Source organism: Variovorax sp. AC103, assembly GCF_979254005.1.
On the sequence record NZ_CEEDFC010000011.1, the window covers coordinates 79364 to 93939 of the forward strand.

The following is a 14576-nucleotide window of genomic DNA, read 5'->3' on the forward strand; positions in this document are numbered from 1 at the left end:
AGACTCTTTTGCTATCAACTAGATAGCAAACAAATGAGGGTGGACGTGCGTTCAGGGCTGTTTAGGCCGAAAGAATTCATCGAAGATAGCCAGCACTTCGGGGAAGTCGCGTCCGAAGTTCGGGCGGTTCACGAAATAGGCCTCGCAGGCCACCGCGAAGAACTCGCTGATCGATGTGGCGCCGTACGCGTCGAGCCACGGCGGCTCGGCGCCGAAGCGGTCCGCCATGATGGTCTGCTCGCGAAAGCCCTCGTAGGCCGACTGCAGCACGGCGTGCCACACGGCGCGAGACTCGCGTGCGCTGCGCTGTCCCGCAAAGCCGGGCGGCAGCGGCGGGCAGCCGTTGGCGTCCCCGTTGCGCATGTCGATCTTGTGGGCGAATTCGTGGATCACCACGTTGTAGCCGCGCTCGGTGGTCAGGCTGCTCGCCAGCACGTCGTCCCAGCTCAGCATGACCGGGCCGCGGTCCATGGCCTCGCCGGCGACCACCTCGCCGTATTCGTGCACCACCTGCGCGTCGTCGACCACCTTGCGCCTTGCCACCACCTCGGAGCGGTGCACCACGATGCCGACGAAGTCGTCGTACCAGTTGAGCCCGCCCTTCAGGTGCAGCACGGGCAGCACGGCCTGCGCGGCGATGGCCAGCGCCACTTCGTTGGTGATGGTGAAGCCCTTGGCGCCATGGAATTCCTTGTCGCGCAGGAATTCGGCGGTAAGGATGCGAAGGCGCTGCCGGTCGGGCTCGGGCAGGGCGCCCAGGAAGGCATAGCGCTTGAGCGCAGCCTGCCAGGCGGCCTCGGGAATCGGGGGCAGGGCGCGCAACCGGCGCAGCCACTTGAACATCGGCGGCGGCGGCGCGTCTAGCGCAGATCGACGCGCTGCGCGCCGGCGGTGGAAAGACAGAGCAACTGCGCGCGCGGTGGGTGCGCTGCAACGTCCCAATCGCTCAGCACGACACGACGCAGGCCGTGGCCCAGGTCGTGGTCGGCGGGGCGGTGGGTGTGGCCGTGCACCAGCGTGTGTGCACCGGCCTGCTGCAGCCAGTTGCGCGCGGCGTCGGTGTCGACGTCGGCCCAGACGGTCGAGGGGTTTCGCTTGCGGTCTTCGCTCTGCACGCGCATGGAACGCGCGAGTGCGCGGCGTTCTTCCAGCGGGCGCGCGAGAAACGCGGCCTGCCATTCGGGCGTGCGAACCTGTGCGCGGAACTTGAGGTACTCGGTGTCTTCCAGGCAGAGGATGTCGCCATGGCTCAGCAGCCAGCGCTGGCCGTGCAGCACCAGCACCGTGGGATCGTCGAGCAGCGTGAAGCCGCATTGCGCCGCGAGTGCGGGGCCGACCAGGAAGTCGCGGTTGCCGTGCATGAAGAACACCGGCAGGCGTTGCGCCGTGCGGCGCAGCAGCTCGGCGCACTGCGCCTCGAAACCGGCCTGGGCGGCCGAGTCGTCGCCCACCCATACCTCGAACAGGTCGCCGAGGATGAACAGCGCATCGGCCGGCGTGGTCTGCAGGTAGCCCTGCCAGGCCTCGAAGGTGGCAGGCTCGCCGGCCTGCAGGTGCAGGTCGGAGATCAGGTCGACGGTGCGCCACGCGGGCGGCGCTACCAGCTCTGGAAAAGCCGGATTCGCCACCGTGCTCATGCCGCGTTCATGCCGCACCGTGCCCGCAGGTCGTCATTCGGCGATGACGACGGCCTTTTCGATCACCACGTCTTCGAGCGGCACGTCGTCGTGGAAGCCCTTGCGGCCCGTCTTCACGGCCTTGATCTTGTCGACCACGTCGGTGCCGTTGATGACCTTGCCGAACACCGCATAGCCCCAGCCCTGCGCCGAGGGGGCGGTGTGGTTCAGGAAGCCGTTGTTGGCGATGTTGATGAAGAACTGCGCGGTGGCCGAGTGGGGCGCGCTGGTGCGGGCCATGGCCACGGTGTAGTTGTCGTTCTTGAGGCCGTTGTTGGCCTCGTTCTCGATCTCGGCGCCCGTGGGCTTTTGCTGCATGCCGGGCTCGAAGCCGCCGCCTTGCACCATGAAGCCGGGGATCACGCGGTGGAACACCGTGTTGTCGTAATGGCCCTTCTTCACGTACGAGAGAAAGTTCTCGGCCGACTTCGGCGCTTTTTCGGCGTCGAGTTCGAGCGTGATCACGCCGTGGTTCTTGATGTGCAGTTCGACCTGGGGGTTGCTCATGAGGGACTCCTTCTTCGGAAAATGGATCACTTCGCCAGCAGCGAAGCGGACTTGATGGTGATGGCCTCGAGCGGCACGTTCTGCATGCCGCCCTTGTTGCCGGTGGCCACGCCGCGGATCTTGTCGACCACGTCGGTGCCGGCCACGACCTTGCCGAACACCGTGTAGCCGTAGCCGTCGGGGTTGGGCGCGTTCAGCGAGTCGTTGTTCTTCACGTTGATGAAAAACTGCGAGGTCGCGGAATTGGGGTTGCCGGTGCGGGCCATGGCAACGGTGTACTTGTCGTTCTTCAGGCCGTTGCTCGCTTCCAGGGGAATGGGCGCGCGCGTGGGCTTTTGCTGCATGTCGGCCGTGAAGCCGCCGCCCTGGATCATGAAGCCGTCGATGACGCGGTGGAACACCGTGCCGTCGTAGTGCTTGTCCTTGACGTACTGCAGGAAGTTCTCGACCGACTTGGGCGCCTTGGCGGCGTCGAGCTCGAGCACGATGTCGCCGGCCGAGGTGGCGAGCTTGACGCGCGGCGCGGCGGCCGTCTGCGCGTGGCCGGTGGCGGCGAACGTGAGCGCGGCGGCCAGCACGAGCGCGCTGCGGCGGCTGAACAGGTTGAACCGGGAGGAGGCGTGGATCGTCAAGTGAGGCTCCGTGTGCGAATGAAGAGGCGTGGGCCGTGCAGCAGCGCCTGTGGGCGCCCATGCCGGCGGCGGCAGTTACTTGCTGGTGCGCCCGACCGGCTTGCGCAGCACGGCGGGTGCTGCGGGCAGGGCGGCTGCGTCGGCTTCGGCCTTCGTCGAGAAGATCTGGCGGATCAGCGAGAGCTTGGGCGCGACGCTCGGGTTGGTGCTCGCGAACTGTTGCGCGCGAACGTATTCCTGCGCGGCAAGGCGGGCATACACGTCACCGAGGTTCTCGTGCGCCGTGGCGTAGTTCGGGTTGAGCTTGATGGCTTGCTCGAGCGCGGCGCGGGCCTGGTCGAACTTGCTTTGCGAGGCGTAGAGCGCGGCCAGGTTGTTGTAAGGCTCGGACAGCTCGGGGAAGTCTTGTGTGAGCTGCGTGAACGCGATGATGGCTTCGGCCTGCTTGTTCTGCTCGGTGAGGATCACGCCGCGCAGGAAACGCATCTGCGGGTCGCGCGGCTTGCCGGCGATGTAGGTGTCGGCCTTGGCCAGGGCCTCGGTGGGCTTGCCCTGGCGCAGCAGCATGTTCACCTCGTCGTAGTCGTTGGCATGCGCGGCCGAGGCCCACAGGCCGAACAGCAATGCGAAGGCGATGGAGAGTCTGGAGAATGCGGCGTGCTTCATGAAGCCTCGGCAGAGAACGGAAATGGGGAGATGCGGGCTTGGGGAACACCCGAACGCTGCGCGGCGGCAGCCGTTTATACTTGGCCGGATTGTAGCCGAGGGGCCATGTCCAACCCCTTGCCGCCACAGCCCCCGTCACCCCTGAAAAACACCGTCTGTCGCCCGTGCTTCACGTGCGCGAAATGACGTTTTCCGAATCTCATGAGTCTGCGCATCTACAACACGCTGTCGCGTGAACTGGAGGAATTCTCCCCATTGCATCCCGGACAGGTGCGCATGTACGTGTGCGGCATGACGGTCTACGACTACTGCCACCTCGGCCATGCCCGCTCGATGATCGCGTTCGACGTGGTGCAGCGCTGGCTCAAGGTGAGCGGCTTCGCCGTGACCTACGTGCGCAACATCACCGACATCGACGACAAGATCATCCGCCGCGCGGTGGAAAACGGCGAGAGCATCCGGGCGCTGACCGACCGCATGATCGACGCGCTGCATGAAGACGCCGACGCGCTGGGCATCGAGCGCCCCACGCACGAGCCGCGCGCCACCGACTACATCCCGCAGATGCTGTCGATGATCGGCACGCTGGAGCAGAAGGGCCTGGCCTACCGCGCCGGCAACGGCGACGTGAACTATGCCGTTCGCAAGTTCCCCGGCTACGGCAAGCTCAGCGGCAAGTCGCTCGACGAACTGCACGCGGGCGAACGCGTGGCCGTGCTCGACGGCAAGGACGACCCGCTCGACCCCGTGCTCTGGAAGAGCGCCAAGGCCAGCGAGCCCGAAGAAGTGAAGTGGGCCAGCGAGTTCGGCCCCGGCCGTCCGGGTTGGCACATCGAGTGCTCGGCCATGGCCTGCGAGTTGCTCGGCGAGACGCTGGACATCCACGGCGGCGGCGAAGACCTGCAGTTCCCGCACCACGAGAACGAGATCGCGCAAAGCGAAGGCGCCACCGGCAAGCCGCTGGCCAACTTCTGGATGCACAACGGCTTCATCGTGACCGACAACGAGAAGATGTCCAAGAGCCTGGGCAACTTCTTCCTGATCCGCGATGTGCTCAAGAAATACGACGCGGAAACCATCCGCTTCTTCGTGCTGCGCGCGCACTACCGGCGTCCGCTCAACTACAGCGACGTGCACCTCGACGATGCGCGCGCCTCGCTCAAGCGGCTGTACACGGCGCTCGACCTGGTGGCGCCCGCAGACGTGAAGATCGACTGGGCCGACCCCTACGCGGCGCGCTTCAAGGCCGCCATGGACGAAGACTTCGCAACGCCCGAGGCGGTGGCGGTGCTCTTCGACCTGGCCGGCGAAGTGAACCGCACGAAGTCGCCCGTGCAGGCCGGCCTGCTGAAGGCGCTGGGCGCGTGCGTGCAGATCCTGCAGGACGATCCGAAGACTTTCCTGCGCGCAGGCACCACGCTCGACGAGACGACCATCCAGGCGCAGATCGACGCGCGCGCCGCCGCCAAGGCCGCGAAGAACTTCGCCGAAGCCGATCGCATTCGAAAGGAACTCCTCGAGCAGGGCATTGTGCTCAAGGATTCACCCAGCGGCACGACCTGGGCGGCTGCGCAGTGAACGGTACGACCAACCCCATGCCCGCCACCCGGAAGTCCAGCATTCAGATCTACACGCCGGACTACTGGGAGGAGGCCTGCAAGCACCTGGCCAAGAAAGACCGCGTCATGAAGCGGTTGATTCCGAAGTTCGGCAACGCCTGCCTCGAGTCGCGCGGTGACGCGTTCACCACGCTGGCGCGCAGCGTGGTTGGCCAGCAGATTTCGGTGAAGGCGGCACAGACGGTCTGGGACAAGTTCGTGGCGCTGCCGCGCAAGCTGACGCCGGCCAACGTGCTCAAGCTCAAGGTCGACGACATGCGCGCGGCCGGGCTGTCGGCACGCAAGATCGAGTACCTCGTCGACCTGGCCCTTCATTTCGATTCCGGCGTGGCGCACGTCGATTCGTGGAAGGACATGGCGGACGAGCTCATCATCGAGGAGCTCGTGGCCATCCGCGGCATTGGCCGCTGGACGGCCGAGATGTTCCTCATCTTCCACCTGATGCGCCCGAACGTGCTCCCCGTCGACGACGTGGGGCTGCTCAACGGCATCAGCGTCAACTACTTTTCGGGCGACCCGGTCAGCCGCAGCGATGCCCGCGACGTCGCCGTGGCCTGGGCCCCGTATTGCAGCGTGGCGACTTGGTATATTTGGCGATCGCTGGACCCGGTTCCAGTCGCGTATTGAACAACAGGAGAAGACGTTGGCGAAACGAACCTTCCTCGACTTCGAGCAGCCCATTGCTGAACTCGAAACCAAAATCGAAGAACTGCGCTATGTACAGACCGAATCGGCGGTCGACATTTCTGAAGAAATCGATCAGCTCGGCAAGAAAAGCCAGCAACTCACCAAGGACATCTACAGCGACCTGACGCCCTGGCAGATCACCAAGATCGCCCGGCATCCGGAGCGCCCCTACACGCTCGACTACGTCAACGAAATCTTCACCGACTTCGTCGAGCTGCACGGCGACCGGCACTTCTCCGACGACCTGTCGATCGTGGGCGGCCTCGCGCGCTTCAACGGCGTGCCCTGCATGGTGCTCGGCCACCAGAAGGGCCGCGACACGAAGGAGCGCACCGCGCGCAACTTCGGCATGAGCAAGCCCGAGGGCTACCGCAAGGCCTTGCGCCTCATGAAGACGGCCGAGAAGTTCAAGCTGCCGGTGTTCACCTTCGTGGACACGCCCGGCGCGTACCCCGGCATCGATGCCGAAGAGCGTGGCCAGTCGGAAGCCATCGGCCGCAACATCTTCGAGATGGCGCAGCTCGAGGTGCCGATCATCGTCACCATCATCGGCGAGGGCGGCTCCGGCGGCGCGCTGGCCATCTCGGTCGGCGACCAGCTCGTGATGCTCCAGTACTCCATCTACTCCGTGATCAGCCCCGAAGGCTGCGCTTCCATCCTGTGGAAGACCAGCGAGAAGGCGCAGGAAGCGGCCGATGCTTTGGGCATCACCGCGCACCGCCTGAAGGCGCTGGGCCTGGTCGACAAGATCGTGAACGAGCCGGTCGGCGGCGCGCACCGCGACCATCGCCAGATGGCCGCCTTCCTGAAGCGCGCGCTGAACGACGCGTTCCGCCAGGTCAGCGACCTGAAGCCGAAGGAGCTGCTGGACCGCCGCTACGAGCGCCTGCAAAGCTACGGCCGTTTCAACGACACCAAGGCCGACAACGGCAGATAAAGCGCATTCGGCCATGAACGCCGCTTTCGAACGCGCCATGGCCGCGTTCGAGCCGGCGCAATGGCCGCTGGCGGTGGGGTTCAGCGGCGGCGCTGATTCGACCGCCTTGCTGGCCGCCTGCGCGGCGCGCTGGCCCGGACAGGTGGTCGCCTTTCATGTGCATCACGGGCTGCAGGCTGCGGCCGACGATTTCGTGCGGCATTGCCGGTCGGTTTGCGAGCTGCTGGCCGTACCGCTGGTGGTTCACCATGTCGATGCGCGTCACGCGCCGGGCGACAGTCCCGAAGACACCGCTCGCCGCGCGCGCTACGAGGCTTTTGCCGAGATGACGCGCATGGATGGTGCGGGTGCTGCTATCAAGTCCGTAGCGCTCGGGCACCATGCAGACGACCAGGTCGAGACCCTGCTGCTGGCGCTGTCGCGCGGTGCCGGGCTTCCGGGGCTGGCCTCCATGCCGGCGCATGCGCAGCGCAACGGGCTGGACATCTACCGCCCCTTGCTTGACGTGCCCGCCGCCGACATTCGCGACTGGCTGGCAGGGCGCGGCCTGCCCTGGACAGAGGACCCGACCAACGTCGATGCGCGCTACACGCGCAACCGCATCCGCGCCTTGCTGCTGCCAGCATTGGCGCAGGCGTTCCCGCAATTCCGCGCCACCTTCGCTCGCAGCATCGGCCATGCCGCGCAGGGCCAGCAACTGCTGGGCGAGCTAGCCGCGCAAGACCTGCAGACGGTCGGCGACCCGCCCCGCATCGTCGCCTTGCAAGCGCTGTCGCGCGCCCGGCAGGCCAACGTGCTGCGCCATTGGCTGGTGCAGTCGCACGGCGGCGCGCCCAGCGCCGCGCAGCTCGACCAGTTGCTCGACCAGGTGCGTGCGTGCACCACGCGCGGCCACCGGATCCACCTCAAGGTGGCTGCCGGCTTTGCCGAGCGGCGGGGCGATTTCCTGCATTGGTACAATGCCCCGCCCTCGCCGAAGACTTTGCTCTGACAGCTTGCAGGGCGCCGCCCTTCAAGCGGCCCTTTTCTTTTCTCAGATTTCACCCATGGCATTGATCGTTCACAAATACGGCGGTACGTCGATGGGCTCGACCGAGCGCATCAAGAATGTCGCCAAGCGCGTTGCCAAGTGGGCACGCGCCGGCCACCAGATGATCGTGGTTCCGAGTGCCATGAGCGGCGAGACCAATCGCCTGCTCGGCCTGGCCAAGGAGCTGGCGCCCAGCAAGCCCGGCGTGGCGCACAGCCGCGAACTCGACATGCTGGCCTCCACGGGCGAGCAGGCGTCTTCCGCACTGCTGGCCATCGCGCTGCAGGCCGAAGGCGTCGAGTCGGTCAGCTACGCGGGCTGGCAGGTGTCGGTTCGCACCGACAACTCGTACACCAAGGCCCGCATCGAGAGCATCGACGACGCGCGCGTGCTGGCCGACCTGAATGCCGGCAAGGTGGTGGTCATCACCGGCTTCCAGGGCGTGGACGACGCGGGCAACATCACTACGCTCGGGCGTGGCGGCAGCGACACCTCGGCCGTGGCCATTGCCGCCGCCATGAAGGCGAGCGAATGCCTGATCTACACCGACGTCGACGGGGTCTACACGACCGACCCGCGCGTCGAGCCCGATGCGCGCCGCCTGACGACCGTGAGCTTCGAAGAGATGCTCGAGATGGCGAGCCTGGGCTCCAAGGTGCTGCAGATTCGCTCGGTGGAATTCGCCGGCAAGTACAAGGTGCCGCTGCGTGTGCTCTCGAGCTTCACGCCGTGGGACATCGACATCAATGAAGAGGCCAAGTCCGGCACGCTGATCACTTTCGAGGAAGACGAAAACATGGAACAAGCCGTCGTATCCGGCATCGCATTCAACCGCGACGAAGCCAAGATCTCGGTGCTGGGCGTGCCCGACAAGCCGGGCATCGCGTATCACATCCTCGGTGCCGTGGCGGACGCCAACATCGAGGTCGATGTGATCATCCAGAACCTCAGCAAGGACGGCAAGACCGACTTCAGCTTCACCGTGCATCGCAACGAATATGCGAAGACGATCGACCTGCTGCAGTCGAAGGTGATGCCTTCGCTGGGCGCGACCGAGATCGTGGGCGACACCAAGATCTGCAAGGTCAGCATCGTGGGCATCGGCATGCGCAGCCACGTGGGTGTGGCGAGCAAGATGTTCCGCGTGTTGAGCGAAGAGGGCATCAACATCCAGATGATCTCGACCAGCGAAATCAAGACTTCGGTCGTGATCGACGAAAAATATATGGAACTGGCAGTGCGCGCACTGCATAAAGCGTTCGATCTCGATCAACCGACCGCTTAAGTGATGGCATAATTGCGGCTTCTTTCAGGAACTGTGACCGAGTGGCCGAAGGTGCTCCCCTGCTAAGGGAGTATGGGGTGTAGAGCCTCATCGAGGGTTCGAATCCCTCCGGTTCCGCCAGACAAAAGCCCCTGCAGCCCAGCTGCAGGGGCTTTTTTCTTTGTGCTGCACACGTGGGGCAGGCCCGCGTTCAGGTGCCCGCGACTTTTCGCATCGTTATCACGTGGAACGGGCAGGTCACGGCGCAATCGCTGCAGCCGGTGCACTTGCCTGCGTCGTGCAGCACCGACGACTTGCGCCACTGCCTGACCTCCAGGCTCAGCAGATGGAGGTCGCACGCGGCAACGCACCAGCCGCAGCCCGTGCAACGCGCGGTGTCCACATCGGGCAGCCAGCCGGGGCGGTGGGGCCGGGCGGGAGTGTGGTGTGCCATGGGGCCGATTCTGTGCGCGTGGCTGCGCGAAATCCACCTGCTAGACCCCCTTGGCTTCCCGCTGCAGCGGCAGCCACAGCACGAACCGCGTGCCCGTCGGCTTCGACTCCCAGCGCACCAGGCCTCGAATCGCCTGGGCCCGCCGCCGCTGGTTCTGCAGCCCGCGCCCTGACGCCGACGGGTTGCCCGTCACGCGCTGCACGTCGAAGCCCTGGCCGTTGTCCTCGATCGTCACCTGCACGCCCGCATCGGCGATCGAGGTGCCCACGCGGATTTCGGTCGCGCGGGTGTGCCGCAGGATGTTCGAGATGCTCTCCTGCACGATGCGCAGGATGTGCAGCGCGCTCGACGGGTCCAGCCATTCCAGCGCGGGCAACTCCTGCACCTCCCAGCGCAGCGACACGCCGGTGCCTTCGAGCCGCGGTTCGAGCCGGTAGCGCAGCGTGGCGAGCAGCAGCAGCAGGTCGGCCTCGATCGGCTCCAGCGAGTCGAGCGTGAGCTTCAGGTCGTCCAGGCAGCTCTTGAGAATCTGCGAAACCTTGTCGTCGCTCATGCCGCCGCCTTCCACCGAGCGGATGGCGCTGATCAGCGAGGAGCCCAGTCCGTCGTGCATGTCCTGCATCAGGCGCTGGCGTTCGTCGCTGATGGTCTGCAGCCGTTCGATCTCGCGCAGCTTCCGGTGACTGAGTTCGAGCTCGGCTTCGCGTTTGAGCAGGCGCTGCGCGAGGCTCGCGTTGAGCTGCTCGACCTCGCCGATGGCGTGCACGTAGCGGCGGTACATGAGCGCGCCGAACACGCTGAAGGTCACGGCGTTGGTGTAGGCCCCCAGGTACCAGCCTTCGGGGCTGATGAAGTTGTTCTGCAGCAGCCAGTCGGTGGCGCCCAGCAGCACGCAGATGCCGATTCCGACCGCCACCAGCCGCCCTTCGTTGGAGCGGCGCCATGCGCTCACGCCGCCCACCAGGCAGACCGCCAGGCCCATGAGCGCGGCCACCGCGTAGATCAGCGGCGTCACCTGCGGCGTGTTCTGCACGATGGCCAGGCCCGGCATGGTGGCGATGCCGACGGCGGTGGTGGCCGCCACCACGCCACGGGTCAGCCATTTGAGCTGCCGGCCGTGCAGCTGGCGCAGGAAGAAGTGCACGACCATCACCAGCCAGAAGAGCGAGTTGACGGTCAGCCAGGCAAACCAGTCGTTGGCGACCGGCTGGCCCACGTAGAAATGCAGCCCCCGCATGAAGGAGGTGGCCGAGAGGTTGAAGAACAGCAGGTAGCCTGTTTCATCGCGGCGCCTGAACCAGACGAAGAGGGCGAAAACGCCGACCGCCATGAACGCTGCACTGAGCATCGCGGGCAGTTCCTGCTGCAGCCACTGGCGCATGCCGTAGCGGCCGCGCAGCGCATCGGCAGGCCCCACCCACAACGACGAAAGCGCCACCTGGGCGCTTCGCGTGTGTTCGAGGCGAAGGAGGATTTCGGTGGGCGGCGTGGGGTCGGTGCTGTGGTCCAGCGGTACCCACAGCGGGGTGCGGGTGCTGTTCCACAGCGGCCCCGACTGCTGTGCCCGGTGCACCAGTCGGCCGTCGGCATAGACGGCGATGGTGCCGTCGGTCTTGATCCGGACGCCGTAGATCGCCAGCGGGCTGGAAGCAGGGGGCAGGTCGCGCGTGGACAGCCTGATCCAGGTCGTTCGGGTCGCTCCGGCGGCCCTTGCGGTCTCGGCCTGCCGCAGCAGCGCGATGGGCAGCGCGAGGGGCAGTTCGACCGGCTGCCAGGTGTCCGGCAGGGCGCTGCTGTCGTGCATGAGCGGCGGCGCGCTGAAACCCGGCGAGTCGCCGACCTGCCAGTCGGCGTGCGTCAGGTGCAGCACGGCGTCGGAGTGCTTCAGCCCGGCCGTTCCGCCGAAGAACGCGCCGATGACGCCCAGCAGTGCCATCGACAGGACAAGCACCACGTTGGCGAAGAAGGGGGCGAGGCGGAAGTTCAAGAGGCGTCGAGGTGGGTGGGCGCGCGTTCAAGGCCGATGTGAAGCGTGCAGTTCAGCGCGCCGAGGGCTGCGACAGCACCCACTGCGCCAAGGCCTGCGCCTCGCTCTGCGAGACCTGGGCCTGCTGCGGCATGATGACCCGGCCCCAGGTGCCCACGCTGCCGCTGCGAATCTTCGCGGCCAGGCGCACCGGTGCGCTGCCGTCGTTGCGGTAGCGGTCCGCGATCTGCGCGAAACCCGGCCCGACCTGCTTGTGCACCAGCCCGTGGCAGGCCATGCAGCCGTTCCTGCGCGCCAGGTCGGCGGCCGATGGCTGCACCGGGGCATCGAGCGCGTGCGCCGCCGACGCCAAGGTCAGGAGCAGGGCGATCGCGATGGGTGAAGCGAGGCGCGGGGCGCGGGTGTTCTTGTGCATGGGGCTTCGTTGCTGGCGCGCGATCGTAGCTGCTGGCGAAGGGCTGGGGTGTGCAGCTCGCCGTCGTGCCAGCGCGACAAGGTGGCTCAAGAGTAACCAGATGTATGGTTAAATCTGTTAACTATCGCGAAGAAAAAGAGGGATTGCATGAAGCTGTTGCTGAGCATTGCGTTTGCCGCTGCGGTGTTGGCCGGTTGCGTGACCCCGCCACCGCCGACACCCACCGAGCCCGGAACGGGTCACGGCACGGCCTATGTGCCCATGGTGGCCATGCAAGGCGTGGACCCGGTGCGCTACGACAACGACGTGGCCGACTGCCGAACCGCAGCGAACCGCATCACGGCACGCAGCGAAACGGGCGATGCGATGTGGGCGGCGCTGGGCCTCGGATTGATCACGGTCCACGGCCAGGGCATCGTTGCCGCGGCCTCCTACACCGGCATCACCGCCGCCATCATCGACTGGAACGGCCGTCCCGACGCCGAACTGATCGCCGAACACCAGCAGATCGCCATCGTGCATTGCATGGCCAAGCGTGGCTACCGCAACCTCGACACCAACGTGCGCGACAGCTTCTACGGCAACACCTTCGACCCCGGCGTCATCGTGAAGCCGCGCCGCACCGGCATCGACACCTACAACGTGGAAACGCTGGCCAAGGCCGGCCGGTGCAACCTGCAGCCGCGCGCCGAACTCACGGCCAAGGGCCCTGGGTACGAAACCTACAACGTGCCGTGCGACAACGGCGGCACCTGGGCCGTGCGCTGCGAGTTCGGCAAGTGCCGTGTGCTCGCGCAAGCACTCATCCGCCGTTCCTGAAGTTCGGTTCAGTCGCCGTCCGGCGGCAACCAGGCGAGCGACCTGTGGGTCGTTCGCTTCAGGGGCAGTGACAGCGCGGCGAACCGCGCTTCGATCTCTTCCCTGTCCCGTCCACCGATGCGCATGCCCAGCGACACGGGCAGCTGACGGCAACGCGCCAGCGCGTCCCCCACACTGATCTTCAGCAGCGCCGCGGTGGCGCGTGCGGCATCGCCGACGCGATGCGCGGGGCACTCGACCAGCTGCAGGTCGTATTCGGCAAACAGTTCCCGGGAGATGCCCGCGATGACCGGGGCCTTGGCGGTCCAGTCGTCACTCGCGAAGTGGCCGTGGTCGAGGAACGCATCCTCCTCGTGATAGTGCTTGAGCGCCTCGGCAAAGTCGTCGAGCGAAGACAGCGGCTGTTGTTCCTTCTGCACGGTCAGCACCGATACGAAGGTCGCGGCCTCGAGGTAGTGCACGAGCTTGTTTGCAGCGGCGAAGGCCGGCATTTCGCGGTCAAGCGCGTCTTCAACGGGGTCTTCGCACTCGTCTTCGTCGCTGGACAGGTGGAACCGTGCGTGGTGCAGCGGAACGTCCTCGCTGGCGTAGACCCAGCTGAAGCGACGGTACATGTCGTCGTCGTCGAGGCAGGCCGCCAGTGTTTCGACGGCCTGGCAAAAATTCAGCAAATGCGGCATTTCAGAGGCCTCCTTCAACCGAAGAAGAAAGAGGCCTCCGCATGCAGCCGATCAACGCCAGACGTAGCGACCGCGCACCAGACGGCCATGCTCGCGATGCGCCGGCACCCACACCTTTTGCGGGCGATGGTGCGGCCGTTCGTAGCGCGGGCCCGGGCCGGCGCCATGACGCGGGCCGGGCTGCGCCAAGGCAGCGGTGGAAGCCAGCAGGCAAGCTGCAAGAACGAAGATGGTTTTTTTCATGTTGATGTAGTCCTTCTGTGTGGTAGCGCAAATGCACCTGAATCGGTACGAGTTGAAGCTTAGTGACGCAGCGCAGGGTACCCCGTAGGCGAAGCCGCACTTTACAAACAGGAAACCAAACCGCTTTCCTCGCCCGCACGGTCACTTGACGATCAATCCCTTGAGCGCCGGGTCCGGCGGCGGGGGCTTCAGCTTCATCTGCCGCAGCGTCCTCACCAGCAGCTGCGCAACCATCACGTTGCGGTGCCGCTTGCTGTTGGCCGGTACCACGTGCCAGGGCGCGTGGTCGCTCGAGGTGGCGCTCAGCGCGTTCTGGTAAGCCTGCTGGTACGCGCTCCACTTGGTGCGCACCTCGAGGTCGTCCATGCTGAACTTCCATTGCTTGCCGGGCGTGTCGATGCGCGCCTGCAGGCGCTCGCGCTGCTCGTCCTTGTCGATGTGCAGCATGCACTTCACGACCACCGTACCGGTCTCGACGAGCAGCCGCTCGAAGTCGTTGATCTGCGCATAGCGGCGCTTGGCCTCGGCCTTGTCGATCCAGCCTTCGACCACCGGCACCAGCACGTCTTCATAGTGGCTGCGGTTCCACACCATGATCTCGCCCGTTCGCGGCACGGCGGCGTGGCAGCGCCACAGGTAGTCGTGCGCGCGCTCCTCGTCGTTGGGCGCCTTGAAGGCCGTCACGCGCACGCCCAGCGGCGAGGTGCGCGAGAACACCCAGCGCACGGTGCCGTCCTTGCCGCTGGTGTCCAGGCCCTGCAGCACCAGCAGCAGCTTGCGCTTGCCCTCGGCGTGCAGCAGGTCCTGCAGTTCGTCGAGCTCGACGGCCAGCGCATCGACCTCGCTGCGTTGCGAGGCTTCGTCGCCCTCGCAGAAGGGCGTGTCGTCGGGGTCGATGTGCGACAGCTTGAACTTGCTGGCGACGCGGTATTTCTTGAAGCTGGCCATGAAGCGGAACTC

Annotated in this window: 17 protein-coding genes and 1 tRNA gene; 7 read left to right on the top strand and 11 right to left on the bottom strand. The window is 66.0% G+C overall.

Annotated features, from left to right (window positions below):
• Window positions 1–51 precede the first annotated feature (51 nt).
• From AC0IYU_RS17265 to AC0IYU_RS17285, 5 genes are all read right to left on the bottom strand, one after another.
• Entirely contained in the window at window positions 52–843 is a 792-nt protein-coding gene (locus AC0IYU_RS17265) for a M90 family metallopeptidase (protein WP_472119285.1), read from the bottom strand.
• A gap of 17 nt (window positions 844–860) precedes the next feature.
• Complete coding sequence (locus AC0IYU_RS17270) at window positions 861–1637, bottom strand: UDP-2,3-diacylglucosamine diphosphatase (RefSeq protein ID WP_472119288.1); 777 nt, start codon at window positions 1635–1637, stop codon at window positions 861–863.
• 33 nt (window positions 1638–1670) lie between these two features.
• A complete protein-coding gene (locus tag AC0IYU_RS17275) occupies window positions 1671–2183 on the bottom strand; it encodes a peptidylprolyl isomerase (RefSeq protein ID WP_472119291.1) in 513 nt (170 codons plus the stop codon).
• Window positions 2184–2209: 26 nt separating this feature from the next.
• Window positions 2210–2815: a peptidylprolyl isomerase gene (locus AC0IYU_RS17280; protein ID WP_472119294.1), complete on the bottom strand. Its 606-nt coding sequence runs from the start codon at window positions 2813–2815 to the stop codon at window positions 2210–2212.
• 75 nt (window positions 2816–2890) lie between these two features.
• Window positions 2891–3481 carry a tetratricopeptide repeat protein gene (locus AC0IYU_RS17285; RefSeq protein ID WP_435483557.1) on the bottom strand — a complete coding sequence of 197 codons (591 nt, stop codon included), beginning with the start codon at window positions 3479–3481 and terminating at the stop codon, window positions 2891–2893.
• A gap of 201 nt (window positions 3482–3682) precedes the next feature.
• Here AC0IYU_RS17285 and cysS point away from each other — a divergent pair, with 201 nt between their 5' ends.
• From cysS to AC0IYU_RS17315, 6 genes are all read left to right on the top strand, one after another.
• A complete protein-coding gene (gene cysS / locus AC0IYU_RS17290; RefSeq protein ID WP_472119297.1) occupies window positions 3683–5059 on the top strand; it encodes a cysteine--tRNA ligase in 1377 nt (458 codons plus the stop codon).
• A gap of 17 nt (window positions 5060–5076) precedes the next feature.
• Window positions 5077–5727, top strand: a complete 651-nt coding sequence (locus AC0IYU_RS17295; RefSeq protein ID WP_435435824.1) for a DNA-3-methyladenine glycosylase family protein — start codon at window positions 5077–5079, stop codon at window positions 5725–5727.
• A 16-nt stretch (window positions 5728–5743) separates the two neighbouring features.
• Window positions 5744–6724, top strand: coding sequence for an acetyl-CoA carboxylase carboxyltransferase subunit alpha (locus AC0IYU_RS17300; RefSeq protein ID WP_116908786.1), 981 nt, complete (start codon window positions 5744–5746; stop codon window positions 6722–6724).
• A gap of 13 nt (window positions 6725–6737) precedes the next feature.
• Window positions 6738–7715 (top strand): tRNA lysidine(34) synthetase TilS, encoded by a 978-nt coding sequence (gene tilS / locus AC0IYU_RS17305; protein ID WP_472119299.1) that lies wholly within the window; start codon window positions 6738–6740, stop codon window positions 7713–7715.
• A 55-nt stretch (window positions 7716–7770) separates the two neighbouring features.
• A complete protein-coding gene (locus AC0IYU_RS17310; protein ID WP_435435827.1) occupies window positions 7771–9039 on the top strand; it encodes an aspartate kinase in 1269 nt (422 codons plus the stop codon).
• 27 nt (window positions 9040–9066) lie between these two features.
• Window positions 9067–9159, top strand: a tRNA-Ser gene (locus tag AC0IYU_RS17315).
• 70 nt (window positions 9160–9229) lie between these two features.
• On the opposite strand, the gene AC0IYU_RS17320 is transcribed toward AC0IYU_RS17315, so the two are convergent.
• From AC0IYU_RS17320 to AC0IYU_RS17330, 3 genes are all read right to left on the bottom strand, one after another.
• On the bottom strand, window positions 9230–9472 hold the full coding sequence (locus AC0IYU_RS17320) for an ATP-binding protein (protein ID WP_472119301.1): 243 nt from the start codon (window positions 9470–9472) through the stop codon (window positions 9230–9232).
• Between the two features lie 40 nt (window positions 9473–9512).
• Window positions 9513–11408 carry a sensor histidine kinase gene (locus tag AC0IYU_RS17325; RefSeq protein ID WP_472119681.1) on the bottom strand — a complete coding sequence of 632 codons (1896 nt, stop codon included), beginning with the start codon at window positions 11406–11408 and terminating at the stop codon, window positions 9513–9515.
• Window positions 11409–11511: 103 nt separating this feature from the next.
• Window positions 11512–11874: a c-type cytochrome gene (locus AC0IYU_RS17330; protein ID WP_472119303.1), complete on the bottom strand. Its 363-nt coding sequence runs from the start codon at window positions 11872–11874 to the stop codon at window positions 11512–11514.
• Window positions 11875–12021: 147 nt separating this feature from the next.
• On the opposite strand from AC0IYU_RS17330, the gene AC0IYU_RS17335 reads away from it, so the two are divergent.
• Window positions 12022–12693: a hypothetical protein gene (locus AC0IYU_RS17335; protein ID WP_472119305.1), complete on the top strand. Its 672-nt coding sequence runs from the start codon at window positions 12022–12024 to the stop codon at window positions 12691–12693.
• 8 nt (window positions 12694–12701) lie between these two features.
• Here AC0IYU_RS17335 and AC0IYU_RS17340 read toward each other — a convergent pair whose 3' ends face one another.
• The 3 genes from AC0IYU_RS17340 to AC0IYU_RS17350 form a co-directional block, all read right to left on the bottom strand.
• Window positions 12702–13373: a DUF7716 domain-containing protein gene (locus AC0IYU_RS17340; RefSeq protein ID WP_472119307.1), complete on the bottom strand. Its 672-nt coding sequence runs from the start codon at window positions 13371–13373 to the stop codon at window positions 12702–12704.
• Between the two features lie 51 nt (window positions 13374–13424).
• Entirely contained in the window at window positions 13425–13616 is a 192-nt protein-coding gene (locus AC0IYU_RS17345; RefSeq protein ID WP_472119308.1) for a hypothetical protein, read from the bottom strand.
• Between the two features lie 141 nt (window positions 13617–13757).
• Complete coding sequence (locus AC0IYU_RS17350; protein WP_472119311.1) at window positions 13758–14564, bottom strand: PPK2 family polyphosphate kinase; 807 nt, start codon at window positions 14562–14564, stop codon at window positions 13758–13760.
• Window positions 14565–14576 lie beyond the last annotated feature (12 nt).